The sequence below is a fragment of the Sphingomonas sp. BL-S-25 genome (assembly GCF_055521555.1).
The window spans coordinates 1,214,113-1,230,727 of record NZ_CM145486.1; the positions used below are offsets into that span (position 1 = coordinate 1,214,113).

Below are 16,615 nucleotides of genomic sequence, written 5' to 3' on the forward strand. Positions count from 1 at the left end.
ATGGATGTCGTCAAGGCGCAAGGCGCGAACGCCACTCCGTCCGATGTGCTGCAATACGCCGGCTTGTGCCCGAAGAGCGAAGCGCTAGGCTGCTATCCATCGACAATCGAAAGGCTTTTGCGTGGACCGCCGCTTCTTCCTGCACAGCACCAGCGCGGTTGCCGCGCTCGGCCTGTTTCCATATGCGGCGCGTGCCGCAGCGAGCGCGAACGACGCCGCGCTGAACGCCGCCTTCGATGCCGCCTTTCGCGGGTCGCTGCTGCTCTCGCCGGAAAGCGCGACCGGCCTTGGCCTCGACAAGGGTGCCGATGCCGGGCTGAAGTCCAGGCTCAGCCCGCGCACGCCCGAGGCGCGCAAGGCCAGCCTCGACCAGCTGCGCAAGAGCATTGCCGCGATCGAGGCGATCGGCCCCGACGGCCTGTCGGACCAGGCGAAACTCGATCGGGAGGTGGTGCTGTATTCGCTGAAAGGCCGCACCGTCGCGCCCGAGAAATTCGGCCTCGACTCCGCGGTGCGCCCCTTCACCATTTTCCAGCAGGGCGGCGCCTATTTCTCGATGCCGGACTTCCTGAACTCGTCGCACACCGTCACCAATTCCGCCGATGCCGAGGCTTATCTCAGCCGGCTCGATGCGCTCGCGACCGTGCTCGACCAGGAAACGCAGCAGCAACAGGCCGAGGCGGCGCGCGGCGTGGTCGCGCCCGATTTCGCGCTGGAGCTGACGATCGGCCAGATGGAGGCGCTGCGCCGGCCCGCCGCCGCACAGAGCGGCCTGACCCAGTCGCTGGTCCGCCGTACCAAGGATATCCCGGGCGACTGGGGCACCCGCGCGACGAAGATCGTCGAGGGCAAGGTCTATCCCGCGCTCGACCGCCAGCTTGCGCTGATCCGCACGCTGCGCGCCAAGGCGCGAACCAGCGCAGGCATCTGGGACATTCCGCAGGGCGACGCGATCTACGCCGCCGCGCTGGAAAGCTCGACGACCACCAAATTCACCGCCGACGAGGTCCACCGCATGGGCCTGGAGCAGGTGGCGCAGATCACTGCCGAGCTCGACACGATCCTCAAGTCGCAGGGCTTCACCCAGGGTTCGGTTGCCGAGCGGCTGACCGCACTCAATGTGCGTCCCGAACAGCTCTATCCCGATACCGAAGAGGGCCGCGCCGAGCTGCTCAAGGGCCTCAATGACGGGCTGGCACACGTCACCGCCTTGCTGCCCAAGGCATTCCTAAACGTGACCAAGGCGCCGCTCGAAATCCGCGCGGTTCCGGTCGAGATCCAGGACGGCGCCTCGAACGGCTATTATCGCCGCGCCGCGCTCGATGGCTCGCGCCCTGCCATCTACTTCATCAACCTCAAGAGCGTCGGCGACTGGCCGAAATACACCCTGCCGTCGCTGACCTATCATGAGGGCCATCCGGGCCATCACCTGCAGATCTCGACCTCGCAGGAGGCCGAGGGGCCGCTGATCCGCAAGACCAGCTTCTTCGGCGCGTATAGCGAAGGCTGGGCGCTCTATGCCGAACAGGTTGCCGACGAACTCGGCGCCTATGCCAGCCCGCTGGAGCGCGCCGGCTATCTCCAGTCCTTCCTGTTCCGCGCCGCGCGGCTGGTGATCGACACCGGCATCCATACCAAGCGCTGGAGCCGCGAGCAGGCGACCGGCTATATGGTCAGGACGGTCGGCTTCGCCCAGCCGCGCTCGCAGCGCGAGGTCGAGCGCTATTGCACCCAGCCGGGCCAGGCCTGCAGCTACAAGATCGGCCATATCAGCTGGGTCCGCGCGCGCGAGAAGGCAAAGGCGATCGCCGGTGACCGGTTCGACCTCAAGCAGTTCCACGAAGTGATCCGATCGGGCGCCGTCCCGCTGACGATCCTCGAGCGGCTTGTCGAGGAACGCGCGAAGTCGCTCGCATGACGCTGCAATAATCGCTAGGAGCGCGGCCCATGAAACGGCCCAAGCTTTCCGTCGTCATCCCCTGCTACAATGAAGAGGCCTGCCTCGAGATGCTGCATTCGCGCGTCTCGGCGGCGGCGCGCGCTGCGGTGGGTGAGGATTTCGAGATCGTCCTGATCAACGACGGCTCGCGCGACGGCAGCTGGTCGGTGATGCAGCGCCTGTCCGAAGGCGACCCGCACCTCGTCGCGATCAACCTGTCGCGCAATCACGGGCACCAGCTCGCGTTGACCGCCGGGCTCGACCTGTGCTCGGGCGAGGAGATCCTGATCATCGACGCCGATCTTCAGGATCCACCCGAACTGCTGGCCGACATGCGCGCGACGATGACCGCCGAGGGGGCCGATGTCGTCTATGCCGTGCGGCGCAAGCGCGATGGCGAGAGCTTCTTCAAGCTGGCCACCGCCGCCGCCTTCTACCGCGTGCTCGATCGGGTCACCGACACGCCGATCCCGCTCGACACCGGCGACTTCCGCCTGATGACGCGCCGCGCGCTGGACGCCTTCCTGTCGCTGCCCGAACAGGCGCGCTTCATCCGCGGGATGGTCGCCTGGGTCGGCTTCCGCCAGGTGCCGTTCCTCTATGACCGGCAAGAACGCCATGCCGGCGAGAGCAAATATCCGCTCAGCAAGATGATCCGCTTCGCGCTCGACGCGGTCACTGGCTTCTCCACCGCGCCGCTGCGCTTCGCCAGCCATGTCGGCCTGGCGCTGACCGCCGCGTCGGTGCTGCTGATCCTCTACATCGCCATCGCCTGGCTGACCGGCAGCGTGATCCAGGGCTGGACCTCGACGATGCTGGTCGTCGTCATCCTCGGTGCGGTGCAGATGTTCGTGCTCGGCATGATCGGCGAATATCTCGGCCGGCTCTATGTCGAATCGAAGCGTCGCCCGCTCTATCTGGTCGCCGACGTCGCCGGCCCGGTAAAAGGCCAGGCCCGGCTCGGCTACCGGTTCGAGGACAGCGACGAAGCGCAGCATTTCGACCCCAGCCCGGCCCCGTCGGACCCCTCTGCCGGCTCGACCATCCCGCCGCTTCCCAACCCGCGCCGCCGCACCCCGCGCTGATTTCGGCGCGGGCCTCAGCCCTTGGGCGAGGCCAGCACGATGATCGACAGGCCCGGCGTCATCGGCACGCGGCCGAGCAGGTGTCGCTCGATGCGGAAGATCGTCTCGAACGCGGTGTTCAGCGCCTTGGGCGGCGGCGAATCGTCGCTATCGTCCTTGCCGGTCAGCTTGCCCGCAATCCGCGTCGCAACCGCGGCCGGGAACAGCAGCGAGTTGAACCAGCGCAGCTTCTGCCACCCCAGCCCCGCCTTGCTCAGCGCCGCGGTCAGCGTAGCCTTGGAATAGCGGCGCTTGTGGTGGTTCACCACGTCGTGCGCGCTCCACATCCATTGATGCGCCGGCACGGTGATCAGGATCTTGCCACCGGGCTTCAGCAGCTTGGCCATTGCCGCAAGCGCCGCGACATCGTCCTCGACATGCTCGACCACGTCGAGCACCGCGACCAGATCATAGCTTCCCGGCTGGACCCCCGTCAGCTCGGGCAGCGGCGAACTGCCGACCGGCTTGCCCAGCCGCTCGCTGGCAAAGGCGCGCGCGGTGTCGTCGATCTCGATCGCGTCGATCTCGCCGAACTGCGCCAGCATCGGCAGATTGTGCCCCGTGCCGCACCCGATCTCGAGCACCTTGGCGTCGGCGGGCAGCTGGCCATAGCGCTTCAGATAGTCGGCCAGGATGTCGCGGCGGGCGCGATACCACCAATGGGTGGAATCATGCGCGGCCATGCGGTCGTAAACGATGCGGTCCATGTTACTTGAATACCAGATATCGGTTGAGCGCGAAGGTGATCAGCGGGGTGATGAAGATCACCGGAAGCAGGGGCACCCAGGTCGGCTGGTGGAGCGGGCCGGTGAACACCCAGGTGAAGCCTGCATTCATCGCCATGCCGGCCGACTGGACCAGGAAGAATTTGGACTGGGTGCCGACGCCGCCATCGGCCTCGTGCCCCTTGAAGCTCCACCGGCTGTGAAAGACCCAGCCGAATATCACCGCGACCAGGAAACCGGCAACCGACGCAAGCACCGGCGGGATCACATAGGTCGCCAGCGGCCAGTAGACCACGGCATAGACCACCGTCGACAGCCCGCCAACGATCGCAAAGCGGATCAGCTGGCCCAGAACGCCGCTGTCGCGCAGCGTTTCGACCCGTCGAATGAGTGCAGTCACTGTTTGCCTTTGCCTCTTGGCGCGAGCGCGCGGTAAAGCGTCGGCCGGTTTAAGGGAAGCAGTTTTGAAGCTCGGCACATCCGGCGGATTCCGCCTCGATCAGGAACTCGATCGCAACTGGCTGACATGGGGGCTGCTCTGCTGGGTGGCCGTGGTCCTGTGGTTCCTGTGGGACCGCCAGGGGAATATCTACTGGCTCGCGCTGGGCGATACCGACGACAATATGCGGTTGATGCAGGTCCGCGCCTGGCTGGGGGGCCAGGGCTGGTACGATCTGACCAACTATCGACTCGATCCGGCGCTGGGCGGGTTCAACATCCACTGGTCGCGGATCGTTGACCTGCCGATCGCCGGGCTGATCCTGCTGCTCCAGCCGTTCATCGGCACCGCCGCGGCGGAGAAATGGGCGTGCGGCATCGCCCCGCTCCTGCCGTTGTCGATCGCGATGCTCGGCGTCGGGCTGACCGTGCGCCGCCTCGTCGCCCCCACCAGCTGGCCGATCGCCTTCATCGTCCTGATGGGCTGCACCTCGACGCTGATGATGTTCGCGCCGATGCGCATCGACCATCATGGCTGGCAGCTTGCCTGCCTGGCGATGACCGTCGCCGGGCTGGCCGACCCGGCGCGCGGACGCGGCGGCGCGACGGTCGGCCTGTCGAGCGCGGTGTCGCTGAATATCGGACTGGAGATGCTGCCCTATTGCCTGATGGCCGGGGCGATCATCGCGCTGCGCTGGATCTGGGACCGCGATGACGTCCGCCGGATGCAGGTCTATGGCCTGACCTTAGCGGCAGGCTGTTCGGGCGGGTTCGCCGCCTTCGCCTCCTATGCCAACATGGCGATGCGCTGCGACGCGCTTACCCCGGTCTGGTTGACGGTGATGTTGGCGGCGGGCGGATCGCTGTTCGCGCTGGCGTGGATCAACCCCGCCAATCGCTGGGTCCGGCTGGGCCTGGCCGCGCTGGTCGGCGCGGCCATCGCCGCCGGATTCGCCGCCCTGTTCCCGCAATGCCTCGGCCGGCCCGAAGGTGTGTCGCCCGAACTTCAGCGCATCTGGCTCGACAATGTGCGCGAGGCGCGGCCGATCTATCGCCAGTCGCTCGACGCCGTCTTCCCGATCGCGGCGCTGGCGGTGATCGGCGTGATCGGCGGCGCGGTCGCCACCTGGCGCTGGCGGCGCAGCGACGCAGTGGTCGGCTGGGCCGCGATCACCCTGTTCACCGCCTTTGCCGGCCTGATGCTGCTGTGGCAGATTCGCGCAGGACCCGCCGCGCAGCTGCTGGCCGTACCCGGCGCGACCGCGCTGGTGTGGATCATCGTTCCCTGGTGCCTGAATCAGCGCTGGATGGCGGTGCGGGTCGTCGGTTCGGTGCTAGCATTCCTGCTGGTCTCCGGCCTGTTCGCGGGCTTTGCGCTCAAATATCTGCCGCGCGAGGCTGCCAAGCCGGCCAGCAAGGCGGGCATCAATCGCGCCAACCAGGCAAGCGCCGCCTGCGCACGGGCGACCTCGATGAACATGCTGCGCGCGATCCCGCCCTCGGTGCTGTTCACCCATGTCGATCTCGGGCCACGGCTGATCACCATGACCGCGCATAGCGGCATTGCCGGCCCCTATCATCGCAACGGCCGCGCGATCCTCGACGTGCATCACGCCTTTGGCGGCACCGCCGCCGGTTTCCGCCCGATCGCCCGTGTCCACGGCGCGCAATATCTGCTGATCTGCCCCAACCTGGCGGAAACGACCGTGTACCGCGCGCGCGCGCCCCAAGGCTTCTATGCCCAGCTCAGCCGCGGCTATGTGCCCGCCTGGCTGATCCCGGTGAAGCTCCCCAAGGGCGCGCCGTATCGCCTGTGGCGGATCGACTACGCGATGCCGGACGGGCCGGAGCCAAACATGGGACCGAAACCAAAGCCGAAGCCCGCTAAGCCATGAGCGATCAAACCGCTTGCCGATAAGCGCTCAACAAGATGTTGCCGGAGCAATCTGAGCAAAACAGCGGTTCACCGCTTCACGCCTTCAGTGCAGCCCCGCCGCGCGCCCCGCGACCAGGCTCGCCCGGATCCCGTCGATGACGAACTGAACCGCCAGCGCACCCAGCAGCACGCCCAGCAGGCGGGAGATCACTGCCTCGATCTTCGCACCCACGATCCGCATCAGCGCGGTCGAGGCAAGCAGCGCGGCCAGCGTCAGCGCCAGGATCACGACCAGCGCCGCAAGCACGACGACGCTGCGGCCGGTGCCGCTGTTCTGCGACATCAGCAGCATGATCGACGCGATCGATCCCGGGCCGGCGATCATCGGCATCGCCATCGGGAAGATCGAGACGTCGGTCACTTCCTCCGCCTTGATCTTCTCCGCCCTGTCCTCACGACGTTCGGTGCGCTTTTCGAACACCATTTCCAGCGCGATCAGGAACAGCATGATGCCGCCGGCGATCTTGAAGCTTTCCAGGCTGATGCCCAGCGCGCGCAGCAGCGCCTCGCCGAACAGCGCAAAGACCAGCAGGATCGCCGCCGCAACCAGCACCGCGCGCACCGCCATTGCCCGGCGATGGGCGTCGGTCGCGCCCTGGGTCAGCCCGGCGAAGATCGGCGCACATCCCGGCGGGTCGATGACGACGAACAGGGTGATGAAGGTCGAGACGAAGAGTTCGATCATTTCGGTGCCCCCACCCGGTCCTGGATGACGGGTTCGAAATCCTGCCCGTTCCACAGATAGACGTCGAGCGAGCGGCTGCCGTCCGCCGCGACCTGCCAGGTCCAGGCAAGCGTGCCGTCGGTCGATTCGCCGCCGTCGCCGACGACCGGGGGATCGACGGGGTCCTGCGCGCGCGAGATTGGCGTATCGGCGCATGTCGCGACCCGCACCTTGGGCTCGGCAGGCCGCACGCGCGGCGTCGCCAGCGCATCGCCACCGTCATAGACCCATTTGTGATGCCCGTCGGCCTGACGGACCCAGATGGTCGTGAAAAACCCCTGGCTCTGCGGCAGCTTCCACGGCCCGGTATTCACCGCCGCACTGCCGTCGCACGCGACATAGCTTTCCGCGGGCCACCATTCGATCGCGGTCGGCGGATCCGTCTTCGGCAACGCCTCGTGCGCCTTTTTCGGCTGCGGCGTGAAGATCACCGCATCGGGCGTCGAATATCGGCGGAAGGCGGTCCACTGGCCATCGGTCTGCGCCGCCTGCGCAAAGGCGCGCTCCGCCTCGACCGCCGTCTCCGGATCGGCCGCGAGCATCAGCAGCGCCAGCGCGATCATCTCAGATCGCGCCTTCGTCGAGCGCGATACCCTCGCGCCGATGCGCCGCGACCAAGGTATTGCGCAGCAGGCAGGCGATCGTCATCGGCCCGACGCCGCCCGGAACCGGCGTGATCGCGCCTGCGACCGACGCGGCGCCCGCGAAATCGACATCGCCGCGCAGCGCACCATCGACCCGGTTGATGCCCACATCGATCACCGTCGCGCCCGGCTTCAACCATTTGCCCTTCACGAAGTCGGCGCGGCCGACCGCGGCGACGACGATATCCGCATGCGCCAGATAATGCGGCAGGTTGCGCGTGCGCGAATGGGTCAGCGTCACCGTGCAGCTCTTCGCGGTCAGCAGCGCCGCCATCGGCTTGCCGACGATGTTCGACCGGCCGATCACCACCGCATCGAGCCCGGTCAGGTCGCCCAGCCTATCCTCGAGCAGCATCAGGCAGCCCAGCGGCGTGCACGGCACGAACCCCGGCAGCCCGGTGGCCAGCCGTCCGGCATTGACCGGGTGGAATCCGTCGACATCCTTGTCCGGGTGGATCCGCAGCAGCACCGCTTCGCTGTCCAGATGGCTGGGCAGCGGCAGCTGCACCAGGATGCCGTCCACTGCGGGATCGGCATTGAGCCGATCGACCAGCGCGACCAGCGCCTCCTGGCTCGTCTCTGCCGGCAGGCGATGCTCGAAACTTTCCATCCCCGCCTCGCGGGTCATCTTGCCCTTGGACCGGACATAAACGGCCGAGGCCGGATCCTCGCCAACCAGCACCACCGCCAGGCCCGGGGCACGGCCAGTGGCTGCGACAAAGGCGGGGACCTGCTGTGCGACACGCGCCCGCAGGCCCGCCGCAAAGGCTTTTCCGTCGATCAGTTCTGCGCTCATGGCGCAGTCCCATAGAAGCTTGCGGCGCGCGCCGCCAGCGTCTCGGGGTCACCGACGATGCGCAATCGCTTCACCCGCGCCGTCTCGCCCGCGATCAGGATCACGTCACGCTTGGGCAACCCGAACGCCTTGGCAACCAGCGGCACCAGCGCGGCATTCGCTGCGCCCTCGACCGGCGCAGCGGCCAGCCGGACCGCGAAATGCTCGTCGGTCCCGGCGGCAAAGGCGTTGCGCCCGCCCCGCGGGGTCACCCGGACATGGATCTCGATCCCGTCCGCAACCGCCCGCCAAGGGGCACGGCCGCTCATCGCGCGATCAGACGAGCGCGCGGGCGATCGCCGGGATGATTGCGTTCTGGAGAATCAGGATGATGACCAGCACCGCCATCGGGGCGAAGTCCAGCGGTCGCGTATCGGGCAGGATGCGCCGCAGCGGCCGGTAGAGCGGGTCCGTGAGCTTCTCCAGCCCGATATAGAGCGAGCGGACGAAGTCGTTGTGCATGTTCACGACGTTGAAGGAGATCAGGATCGACAGGATGACCTGAACGAAGATGATCCACCAAAGGACGTTCAGCAGAATCTGAAGGATTTGGATGAGGACGATCAAATCGGGTCTCCAGTGACATCCCTGTCCGGCAAGCCTAGCGGAAAGCGGCCGGCACCGACAAGGTGCATTACTTGGCTATAACACATGGGCGCAGCACGCCCGGAATCAAGCGTGGACGAGCGTACCAGCACCGTGGCGGGTGAAGATTTCCAGCAGCATGCCATGCGGGATGCGGCCGTCGAGGATGACTGCCGCGTCGACGCCCGACTTCACCGCGTTCACGCAGGTCTCGACCTTCGGGATCATTCCGCCTGAAATCGTACCGTCCGACTTCAGCGCCTCGATCCCCGCCGGATCCAGGTCGGTCATCAGCTCGCCCGACTTGTTCAGCACACCCGCGACATCGGTCAGCAGGAAGAAGCGCGACGCGCGGCACGCGGCGGCGATCGCACCCGCCATCGTGTCGGCGTTGATGTTGTAGGTATGGCCGTCCGCACCCAACGCGATCGGCGCCACGACGGGAATGAACCCCTGTCCAGCCAGCGTCGTCAGGATCAGCGGGTCGACGGCGACCGGTTCGCCGACGAACCCGAGATCTACATGGCGCTCGATCCCCTGCAGCGTATCCGCCTCGGTCCGCTGGACCTTTTCCGCGGTCACCAGATTGGCGTCCTTGCCCGAAATGCCGACCGCGCGCCCGCCGGCCTCACCGATCCAGCCGACGATTTCCTTGTTGATCGATCCGGCCAAGACCATCTCGGCGATGCGCGCGGTCTCCGCATCGGTGACGCGCAGCCCGCCGACGAACTGCGATTCGACGCCCAGTCGCTTCAGCATCGCGCCAATCTGCGGTCCGCCACCATGAACCACGATCGGATTGATCCCGACCGCCTTCAACAGCACCACATCCTCGGCGAAGTCGCGCGCCAGCTCGGGATCGCCCATGGCATGGCCGCCATATTTCACGACGAAAGTCGCGCCCTTGTACCGGTGCAGATAGGGCAGCGCTTCGATAAGCGTCTCGGCCTTGGCAAGCAGCGCCGGATCGGGTGCGTGGTTCGTCATGCGCGGCCTATTAGGGCCGCACGCCAGTGACAGCAACGGTTACGGCAACGCGACAGATACGCCCAATCCCCTTCCGTCACCCCGGCCGAAGTGCCGGGGTCCACCCCGCCTCCATCCCGGACGCGAAGATTCGCGTTGCAATCGCCTCAAAAAGACGTCCCGCACACCTTCAGTTCCGGGATTTGCCACCCAGTGGATCTCGGCACTTCGGCCGGGATGACGGGGTGATAGTGGGCGTGTTGCGGACCAAGGCAGCAAGCGCCGATCAGGACGGCCGCGTGCCCAGCGCCCGACCGATGCCGACGAACAGATAGATCAGCGCCGGGATCAGCACGATCGACAGCACGACCTTGGCCACCATCTGGCCGACCAGCAATTCGCCGACCGGGAACACGCCGTAAAAGGCGACAGTGACGAAGATCAGCGTATCGACGATCTGGCTGAGCACGCCCGCGACCGCCGATCGCAGCCAGAGCAGCTTGCCCCGGCCGCTCTTGAGCGCGCTGAAGATCGTGACGTTCAGCAGCTGCGAAATGCCATAGGCGACGATCCCGCCGGCCCAGATGCGCGGCGTCCCGCCCATCATCATCTCGAACGCACCCAGCCGCGCCGGGTCCATATGCGACGAGGCCGGCAGCGCCAGCACCAGGAGCGAGAGCAGAATCGAGAAGATCAGCGGGATGAAGCCGAAGATGACGAGCCGGTTGGCGGTACGGCGACCATGCAGCTCCGCGACCGCGCTCGAAACCGCGACCAGCAGCAGGAAGGCGAAGATCCCCGCCTCGACCGCCAGCGGCCCGACCCCGACCCAGGTCCCGATCTGCGACACCGGGCCCAGCGACACCTGTTTGTTGCCCAACACCCCGGCGATGCAGACCATGCCGCCATAGAAGATCGAAAGCACGAAGAGCGAACGCGGGACCGCGGGCGATTGGGTATCCATCGCCGGACGCTAGCGAGATTGCTCGCGCGGTAAAACCCCCGGGACATCACTACGTGCTTCAACGACTTGCCAATGCCGCGCCCCGCGGCCAAGCTGTCCGGCCTGTTCAGGGGATTCCATTACATGCGCTTCAATCGGTTCGGCTTCGGAGACACGCGCGCGTGAACGGCTTCCCGATCGGTATCCTGGGGATCGTCGCGATCCTCGCAATCGCGTTCCTCCTGTCCAGCAACAAGCGCGCGATCAACCTGCGCGTCGTCGCCGCCGCCTTCGCGCTGCAGGCAGGCATCGCGGTCCTGGTCCTCTATGTTCCGCTTGGTCGTTGGCTGATCGAGGGCATGGCAAATGGCGTTACCGCCCTTCTCAAATATTCCGAGGAGGGTACCCGCTTCATCTTCGGCCCGCTCGCCCGGCCGGAAAGCGGCGGCACCAGTTTCGCGATCGCAGCGCTGCCGGTGATCATCTTCTTCGCCAGCCTCGTCTCGATCCTCTATCATCTGGGTGTGATGCAGTTCGTCATCCGCTGGGTGGGTGGCGCGATCGAGTTCTTGACCGGCGTGACCAAGGTCGAATCGCTGTGTGCCGCGGCCAACATCTTCGTCGGCCAGAGCGAATCCCCGCTCGTCATCCGCCCCTATCTCTCGCGCCTGACCCCGTCGCAGCTCTTCGCTGTGATGACCGTCGGCATGGCCGGCGTGGCGGGAACGATCCTGGCGCTATACGCTAGCATTCTTTCGCGTGAAGCGCTCCCCTATCTGCTTGCCGCATCGTTCATGGCAGCGCCGGGTGGACTGCTGATGGCGAAGATCATGATGCCCGATGTCCCGACCGACAAGCCGGGAGAACTACCGCTTGATGATCGTCCGGAAGAGGAACAGGTCATCAAGGCGGTCGAGCACGACATCGAGGAGGAGCGTGCGGCAAACATCATCATGGCCGCCGCCGCCGGGGCCTCGACGGGTGTCAAGATCGCGGTTGCCGTGGGCGCGATGGTGCTGGCTTTCGTTGCGCTCGTCGCGATGGCAAACGGCATTCTCGGCGGAATCGGTGGTCTGTTCGGCTATCCTGACCTCAGCTTCCAGTTGATCCTTGGCTGGGTCTTCCGGCCGCTGATGTTCCTGGTTGGTGTCCCCTGGAACGAGGCTGGCGCGGCTGGCGGCCTTTTCGGTACCAAGATGGTAGTGAACGAAGTCCTCGGGTTCGCCGAACTCAAGCAGATGACCGACCTGTCTCAGCGTACCGTGACGATCGTCACCTTCGCACTGTGCGGCTTCGCCAATTTCTCGTCGATCGCGATCCAGATGGCCGCCACCGGCAGCCTGGCCCCGAACCAGCGTCCGGTCATCGCGAAACTCGGCATCCGCGCGCTGGTCGCCGGCAGCCTCGCCAATCTGATGAGTGCTGCGCTGGCCGGACTGTTGCTGTCCTGACGCCGGTTTGAGGTCGCCTCCCCCAGGCCATGCCGGGGGAGGCGGGAACCTCAGCGGGTAGGCACCGGCTCGGCACCCGAATAGTCATAGAAGCCGCGTCCGGTCTTGCGGCCGAACCAGCCCGCCTCGACATATTTGATCAGCAGCGGCGCCGGGCGGAACTTGGGATCGCCCGTTCCCTCGAACAGCACGCGGCAGATGTCGAGGCAGGTGTCGAGGCCGATAAAGTCGGCCAGCGTCAGCGGGCCCATCGGATGGTTCAGTCCCAGCTGGATCGCGGCATCGATATCGGGGATCGTCGCCACGCCCTCGCCCAGCGCGAAGCAGGCCTCGTTCAGCATTGGCAGCAGCACGCGATTGACGATGAAGCCCGGCGCGTCATTGGCATGGACGATGCGCTTGCCCAAAGTCTGGCCATAGGCCTCGACCGCAGCGACCGTCGCATCCGACGTCGCCAGCCCGCGGATCAGCTCGATCAGACCCATGACCGGCACGGGATTGAAGAAATGCACGCCCATGAAGCGGGCCGGGTCCGGCGACGCCTGGGCCAGCCGCGTGATCGGGATCGATGAGGTATTGCTTGCCAGGATCGCATCGTCGCGCAGCACCTTGCCTACCGTCTCGAATATCGTTCGCTTGATCGCCTCGCGCTCGGTCGCCGCCTCGATCACGAGGTCGCACGGCGCGAAGGCCGAGACGTCGTTGACCGGTTCGATATTGGCCAGCGCCGCATCGCGGTCGCCCGCGCTGATCTTTTCCTTGTCGACCGCGCGGTTCAGCTGCCTGGCGATGCCCGCCTTGCCCGCCTCGGCGCGCGCCAGATCGACATCGCTCAGGAGCACGCGATAGCCCGCCTGGGCCGAAACCTGGGCGATGCCCGCACCCATCTGTCCTGCACCGATCACGCCAATTGTCTTCATCGCTTGCTCTCCAAAGGGTTTTGCGGCCTCTAACCGCTGCAACCCGGTTTCGCTAGGAGCAGCCCCGTGCCGATCTTGCCGCTATTGCTCGTTCTCGCCTCTGCACCCGCCGCGTCGGCGCCTGACCAGGGGGTGAAGATCTTCGGCGACTGGGCGGTCGGCTGCGACAATGGCGCCAGTTGCGAGATGACCTCGCTTCTCCCCCAGGGCGAGGAAGGGAACGAGGCCTATCAGGATATCTTCGTCTTGGTCGGCCGCACGCCGGGCGCGGGCGGTGCGTTGACCGTGCTGCTCGAACTGCCCGGCCATAACGGCCGAACCCTGACTTTGAAGATCGACGGGGCCCAGCTCGCCTCGCAGGCACCGCGCGACGACAATATCAAGATCGAGGGCGAGGCGGCGCAGCGAATCGCGCGGGCGATGGTTGCCGGCAAGACAATCGAGGTGGCGGACGCATCGGGCAGCACGGTCGGCATCGTATCGCTGACGGGGGCCTCTGCGGCGTTCCGCTTCATCGATGCGGCGCAGGGCCGCGCGGGGACCGTGACGGCGATCGTCGCGAGAGGCGGCAAGCCGGCAAACTCCGTGCCTGCCGCGCCGACAGTCCCAACGATCCGCGCAGTCCGCCCCTCGGGAACTCCGGAGACGGTGAACGCGGCGCTGCGCAAGCGGCTCGACACCCAAAGCGGATGCGACGCCGAATATGACGGTGCCGCCGGCGACCTGCCCGGCGTCGGCACCTTCGCGCTGGGGGGCGGCAAGACGCTGGCGCTGCTGCCGTGCGGCCAGGGCGCCTATAATCTGCCCAGCGTTCCCTACATCCTGTCGGGCGGCAAGGTGGAGGTCGCCGGGTTCGATTCCGCGCCAGACGATACCGGCGCGCAGGGCGACGCGCCCGCGCTGATCAATCCCTGGTTCGATCCGAAGACCGGCATCTTGAGCAGCCGGACCAAGGGCCGCGGCATCGGCGATTGCGGCAGTTCCGCCAGCTATGTCTGGGACGGCAGCCTCTTTCGCCTGATCGAACAGCGCGAGATGCCCGACTGCCGCGGCTCCGCGAACTGGCTACGCACCTGGCGGGCGGATACCGCGCCGAAATAAAGGCCTCGCGCGAGACGGTCAGGGCGCGCGACGGATCGGCTGGGCCTCGCACAGGATCAGCGCAAACCAGTCGTTCGGATCGGTCCATTCGCGCACCGGCGTCCAGCCGCCGGCGCGCAGCAGCATACGGCCGCCATTGGGCCCATATTTATGGCTGTTCTCGGTGTGGATGGTCTCGCCCGATGCCATGTCGAACGGACGTCCGTCCACGGTGAACGCCACGTCGCGCTGCGCCTCCAGATGCATCTCGATCCGCGCCGCATCCGCGTTCCAGATCGCGCGGTGGCGGAAGGCATCGACCGGGATCGACCCGCCCAGCTCGCGATTGATCCGATGAAGCAGGTTGAGGTTGAACGCCGCGGTGACGCCCTGCGCATCGTCATAGGCCGGCACCAGCACATCGGGCGACTTGACCCGGTCCATCCCGATCAGCAGTTGCGCGCCCTCGCCCAGCCATTCGCGCATCGCCCTCAGCAGGTCGACCGCATGCCAGGCATTCATGTTGCCGATCGTCGAGCCGGGAAAGAAGCCGAGCTTGGGCAGGTCCGCCACCTGCCGCGGCAACGGCACCGGACGCAGGAAATCCGCCTCCACCGGATGGACCGGCAGGCCGGGAAAGGCCTGGCCCAGCTCGCGCGCGGACTGGCGCAGGAAATCGCCGGAGATGTCGATCGGCACATAGGCGGCGGGTTCGATCGCGCCGAGCAGGATCGGCGTCTTGGCCGACGAGCCGGACCCGAATTCGACCACCGCCGCGCCCGGGGCGATGCCGAGCTGCGGACAGACCTCGCGCAGCAGCGCAGTTTCGGTTCGGGTGGGGTAATATTCGGGAAGCTGGGTGATCTCCTCGAACAGTTCCGATCCGCGCCGGTCGTAGAACCAGCGCGCCGGGATCGCACGCGGCCGCGCCGACAGGCCGGTCAGCACATCGGCACGGAAATTGGGATCGACCAGGCTGGCCTGGCCGTCCTCGGCTTCCTGTTTCAGCATTCAGAGATCCTTGGCGAGGCGCAGGCCGGTGAACTGCCAGCGCTGATGCGGGTAGAAGAAATTGCGATAGCTGGCTCGGGCATGGCCGCGCGGCGTGGCGCAGCTGCCGCCGCGCAGCACGAACTGGCCGCTCATGAACTTGCCATTATATTCGCCGACCGCCCCCTCGGCGGTGCGGAAGCCGGGATAGGGGCGATAGCTGCTGCCGGTCCATTCCCAGACATCGCCGAAGAAAGCCGGGCCGCCGGTCGAGGGCCGCGGCTCGACCGCGCCGGCGCGGTCGAGCTGATTGCCGCCCGCGGAGTCATGATCCGCCGCAGCCGCTTCCCATTCGAACTCGGTCGGCAGCCGCGCGCCTGCCCAGCTGGCATAGGCGTCGGCCTCGAAGAAGCTGATATGCGTCACCGGCGCGGCAGGATCGATCGGCCGGCGGCCGTCGAGACCGAAGCGGGTCCAGACCTCTCCGTCACGCTGCCAGTAGAGCGGCGCCTCGATGCCATGCGCCTGGACCCAGGACCAACCGTCGGACAGCCAATGCGCGGGGGTTTGATAGCCGCCATCGGCGATGAAAGCGGCCCATTCACCATTGGTTACCGTGCGGTCGGCAAGCGCGTGCGGATGCAGTAAAGTCTGGTGCCGCGGCCCTTCGCAATCATAGGAAAAATCATTCGAGTTCTGCACCGTCGAGATACCGACCGCGACCAGTCCGGTTCGCCCCTCGATCCAGCCGATCGGGCCGGGCATCGCCACCGGCACCTTGGGGTCGCCCGGCCACACCGCGGGCTGAAGTGGATTGACCGAGAAATGATGGAGGATGTCGGTCAGCAGCAATTCCTGATGCTGCTCCTCATGGTGGCAGCCGAGCTGGACCAGCGCCTGTGCTTCCTCGGAAAGCCCGGGCAGCGCAGCCAGCAGCGCGGCATCGATCGCGCGGCGGTAGGCGAGCACCTCGTCCAGGTTGGGACGCGAGAGCATGCCGCGACTGGGGCGAGCATGGCGCGCGCCTTCCGCCTCGTAATAGCTGTTGAACAGGAACGGCCAGCGATCGTCATGCAGCCGGTAGCCCGGCACATGGTCGCGCAGCACGAATGTCTCGAAGAACCAGGTGACATGCGCCAGATGCCATTTGGCGGGCGACGCGTCGTCCATCGACTGGATCGTGGCATCGGCATCGGAAAGCGTCGCGACCAGATCGACGCTGAGCGCGCGAACCCGGCGGAACCGGTCCGGGAGCGCCGTGTCGGCCGAAGCGGGGTTCGTTCGCATTTCGTTCTCCTTTTCCGGACCACGCCCG

The 16,615-nt window shown here is 66.5% G+C and carries 17 protein-coding genes; 5 read left to right on the plus strand and 12 right to left on the minus strand.

Going from position 1 to position 16,615, the window contains the following annotated elements; genetic code table 11:
* Positions 1-121 precede the first annotated feature (121 nt).
* Positions 122-1,918 (plus strand): DUF885 domain-containing protein, encoded by a 1,797-nt coding sequence (locus tag ACZ1H8_RS06045; protein ID WP_465180450.1) that lies wholly within the window; start codon positions 122-124, stop codon positions 1,916-1,918.
* Positions 1,919-1,947: 29 nt separating this feature from the next.
* Positions 1,948-3,024, plus strand: coding sequence for a glycosyltransferase family 2 protein (locus tag ACZ1H8_RS06050; protein ID WP_465180451.1), 1,077 nt, complete (start codon positions 1,948-1,950; stop codon positions 3,022-3,024).
* Between the two features lie 14 nt (positions 3,025-3,038).
* On the opposite strand, the gene ACZ1H8_RS06055 is transcribed toward ACZ1H8_RS06050, so the two are convergent.
* Both ACZ1H8_RS06055 and ACZ1H8_RS06060 read right to left on the minus strand, forming a co-directional pair.
* Entirely contained in the window at positions 3,039-3,770 is a 732-nt protein-coding gene (locus ACZ1H8_RS06055) for a class I SAM-dependent methyltransferase (RefSeq protein ID WP_465180452.1), read from the minus strand.
* A 1-nt stretch (position 3,771) separates the two neighbouring features.
* On the minus strand, positions 3,772-4,188 hold the full coding sequence (locus ACZ1H8_RS06060; RefSeq protein WP_465180453.1) for a GtrA family protein: 417 nt from the start codon (positions 4,186-4,188) through the stop codon (positions 3,772-3,774).
* Positions 4,189-4,252: 64 nt separating this feature from the next.
* Here ACZ1H8_RS06060 and ACZ1H8_RS06065 point away from each other — a divergent pair, with 64 nt between their 5' ends.
* Positions 4,253-6,121, plus strand: coding sequence for an AcrB/AcrD/AcrF family protein (locus tag ACZ1H8_RS06065; protein WP_465180454.1), 1,869 nt, complete (start codon positions 4,253-4,255; stop codon positions 6,119-6,121).
* A gap of 84 nt (positions 6,122-6,205) precedes the next feature.
* Here the strand turns inward: ACZ1H8_RS06065 and ACZ1H8_RS06070 are convergent, their stop codons facing one another.
* The 7 genes from ACZ1H8_RS06070 to ACZ1H8_RS06100 form a co-directional block, all read right to left on the minus strand.
* Positions 6,206-6,847 carry a MarC family protein gene (locus ACZ1H8_RS06070; protein WP_465180455.1) on the minus strand — a complete coding sequence of 214 codons (642 nt, stop codon included), beginning with the start codon at positions 6,845-6,847 and terminating at the stop codon, positions 6,206-6,208.
* A complete protein-coding gene (locus ACZ1H8_RS06075) occupies positions 6,844-7,449 on the minus strand; it encodes a Cif family virulence factor (protein WP_465180456.1) in 606 nt (201 codons plus the stop codon). Before ACZ1H8_RS06075 ends, ACZ1H8_RS06070 begins: the two co-directional genes overlap by 4 nt.
* A 1-nt stretch (position 7,450) precedes the next feature.
* On the minus strand, positions 7,451-8,326 hold the full coding sequence (folD, locus tag ACZ1H8_RS06080; protein WP_465180457.1) for a bifunctional methylenetetrahydrofolate dehydrogenase/methenyltetrahydrofolate cyclohydrolase FolD: 876 nt from the start codon (positions 8,324-8,326) through the stop codon (positions 7,451-7,453).
* The gene (locus ACZ1H8_RS06085) at positions 8,323-8,634 is read right to left on the minus strand and encodes a DUF167 domain-containing protein (protein WP_465180458.1); all 312 of its coding nucleotides are present in this window, start codon (positions 8,632-8,634) and stop codon (positions 8,323-8,325) included. The genes folD and ACZ1H8_RS06085 overlap by 4 nt, the downstream gene beginning before the upstream one ends.
* A gap of 7 nt (positions 8,635-8,641) precedes the next feature.
* Entirely contained in the window at positions 8,642-8,932 is a 291-nt protein-coding gene (locus ACZ1H8_RS06090; protein WP_465180459.1) for a YggT family protein, read from the minus strand.
* A gap of 105 nt (positions 8,933-9,037) precedes the next feature.
* Positions 9,038-9,937: an acetylglutamate kinase gene (gene argB, locus ACZ1H8_RS06095; RefSeq protein ID WP_465180460.1), complete on the minus strand. Its 900-nt coding sequence runs from the start codon at positions 9,935-9,937 to the stop codon at positions 9,038-9,040.
* 265 nt (positions 9,938-10,202) lie between these two features.
* Entirely contained in the window at positions 10,203-10,880 is a 678-nt protein-coding gene (locus ACZ1H8_RS06100; RefSeq protein ID WP_465180461.1) for a queuosine precursor transporter, read from the minus strand.
* A gap of 161 nt (positions 10,881-11,041) precedes the next feature.
* Here ACZ1H8_RS06100 and ACZ1H8_RS06105 point away from each other — a divergent pair, with 161 nt between their 5' ends.
* Positions 11,042-12,310 (plus strand): NupC/NupG family nucleoside CNT transporter, encoded by a 1,269-nt coding sequence (locus ACZ1H8_RS06105; protein ID WP_465181348.1) that lies wholly within the window; start codon positions 11,042-11,044, stop codon positions 12,308-12,310.
* A 50-nt stretch (positions 12,311-12,360) separates the two neighbouring features.
* Here the strand turns inward: ACZ1H8_RS06105 and ACZ1H8_RS06110 are convergent, their stop codons facing one another.
* A complete protein-coding gene (locus tag ACZ1H8_RS06110; RefSeq protein ID WP_465180462.1) occupies positions 12,361-13,230 on the minus strand; it encodes a 3-hydroxybutyryl-CoA dehydrogenase in 870 nt (289 codons plus the stop codon).
* 66 nt (positions 13,231-13,296) lie between these two features.
* On the opposite strand from ACZ1H8_RS06110, the gene ACZ1H8_RS06115 reads away from it, so the two are divergent.
* Positions 13,297-14,331: a DUF1176 domain-containing protein gene (locus ACZ1H8_RS06115; RefSeq protein WP_465180463.1), complete on the plus strand. Its 1,035-nt coding sequence runs from the start codon at positions 13,297-13,299 to the stop codon at positions 14,329-14,331.
* 18 nt (positions 14,332-14,349) lie between these two features.
* Here ACZ1H8_RS06115 and egtD read toward each other — a convergent pair whose 3' ends face one another.
* Complete coding sequence (gene egtD, locus ACZ1H8_RS06120; RefSeq protein WP_465180464.1) at positions 14,350-15,321, minus strand: L-histidine N(alpha)-methyltransferase; 972 nt, start codon at positions 15,319-15,321, stop codon at positions 14,350-14,352.
* Positions 15,322-16,587, minus strand: coding sequence for an ergothioneine biosynthesis protein EgtB (gene egtB, locus ACZ1H8_RS06125; RefSeq protein WP_465180466.1), 1,266 nt, complete (start codon positions 16,585-16,587; stop codon positions 15,322-15,324).
* Between the last annotated feature and the right edge of the window lie 28 nt (positions 16,588-16,615).

Excerpts from the sequence above, each read along its gene's own strand:
- folD (WP_465180457.1), bottom strand. The coding sequence starts at position 8,326 with ATGAGCGCAGAACTGATCGACGGAAAAGCCTTTGCGGCGGGCCTGCGG.
- ACZ1H8_RS06085 (WP_465180458.1), bottom strand. The coding sequence starts at position 8,634 with ATGAGCGGCCGTGCCCCTTGGCGGGCGGTTGCGGACGGGATCGAGATC.
- egtB (WP_465180466.1), bottom strand. The coding sequence starts at position 16,587 with ATGCGAACGAACCCCGCTTCGGCCGACACGGCGCTCCCGGACCGGTTC.
- ACZ1H8_RS06050 (WP_465180451.1), top strand. The coding sequence starts at position 1,948 with ATGAAACGGCCCAAGCTTTCCGTCGTCATCCCCTGCTACAATGAAGAG.
- ACZ1H8_RS06055 (WP_465180452.1), bottom strand. The coding sequence starts at position 3,770 with ATGGACCGCATCGTTTACGACCGCATGGCCGCGCATGATTCCACCCAT.
- ACZ1H8_RS06110 (WP_465180462.1), bottom strand. The coding sequence starts at position 13,230 with ATGAAGACAATTGGCGTGATCGGTGCAGGACAGATGGGTGCGGGCATC.
- egtD (WP_465180464.1), bottom strand. The coding sequence starts at position 15,321 with ATGCTGAAACAGGAAGCCGAGGACGGCCAGGCCAGCCTGGTCGATCCC.
- ACZ1H8_RS06075 (WP_465180456.1), bottom strand. The coding sequence starts at position 7,449 with ATGATCGCGCTGGCGCTGCTGATGCTCGCGGCCGATCCGGAGACGGCG.
- ACZ1H8_RS06100 (WP_465180461.1), bottom strand. The coding sequence starts at position 10,880 with ATGGATACCCAATCGCCCGCGGTCCCGCGTTCGCTCTTCGTGCTTTCG.
- ACZ1H8_RS06070 (WP_465180455.1), bottom strand. The coding sequence starts at position 6,847 with ATGATCGAACTCTTCGTCTCGACCTTCATCACCCTGTTCGTCGTCATC.
- argB (WP_465180460.1), bottom strand. The coding sequence starts at position 9,937 with ATGACGAACCACGCACCCGATCCGGCGCTGCTTGCCAAGGCCGAGACG.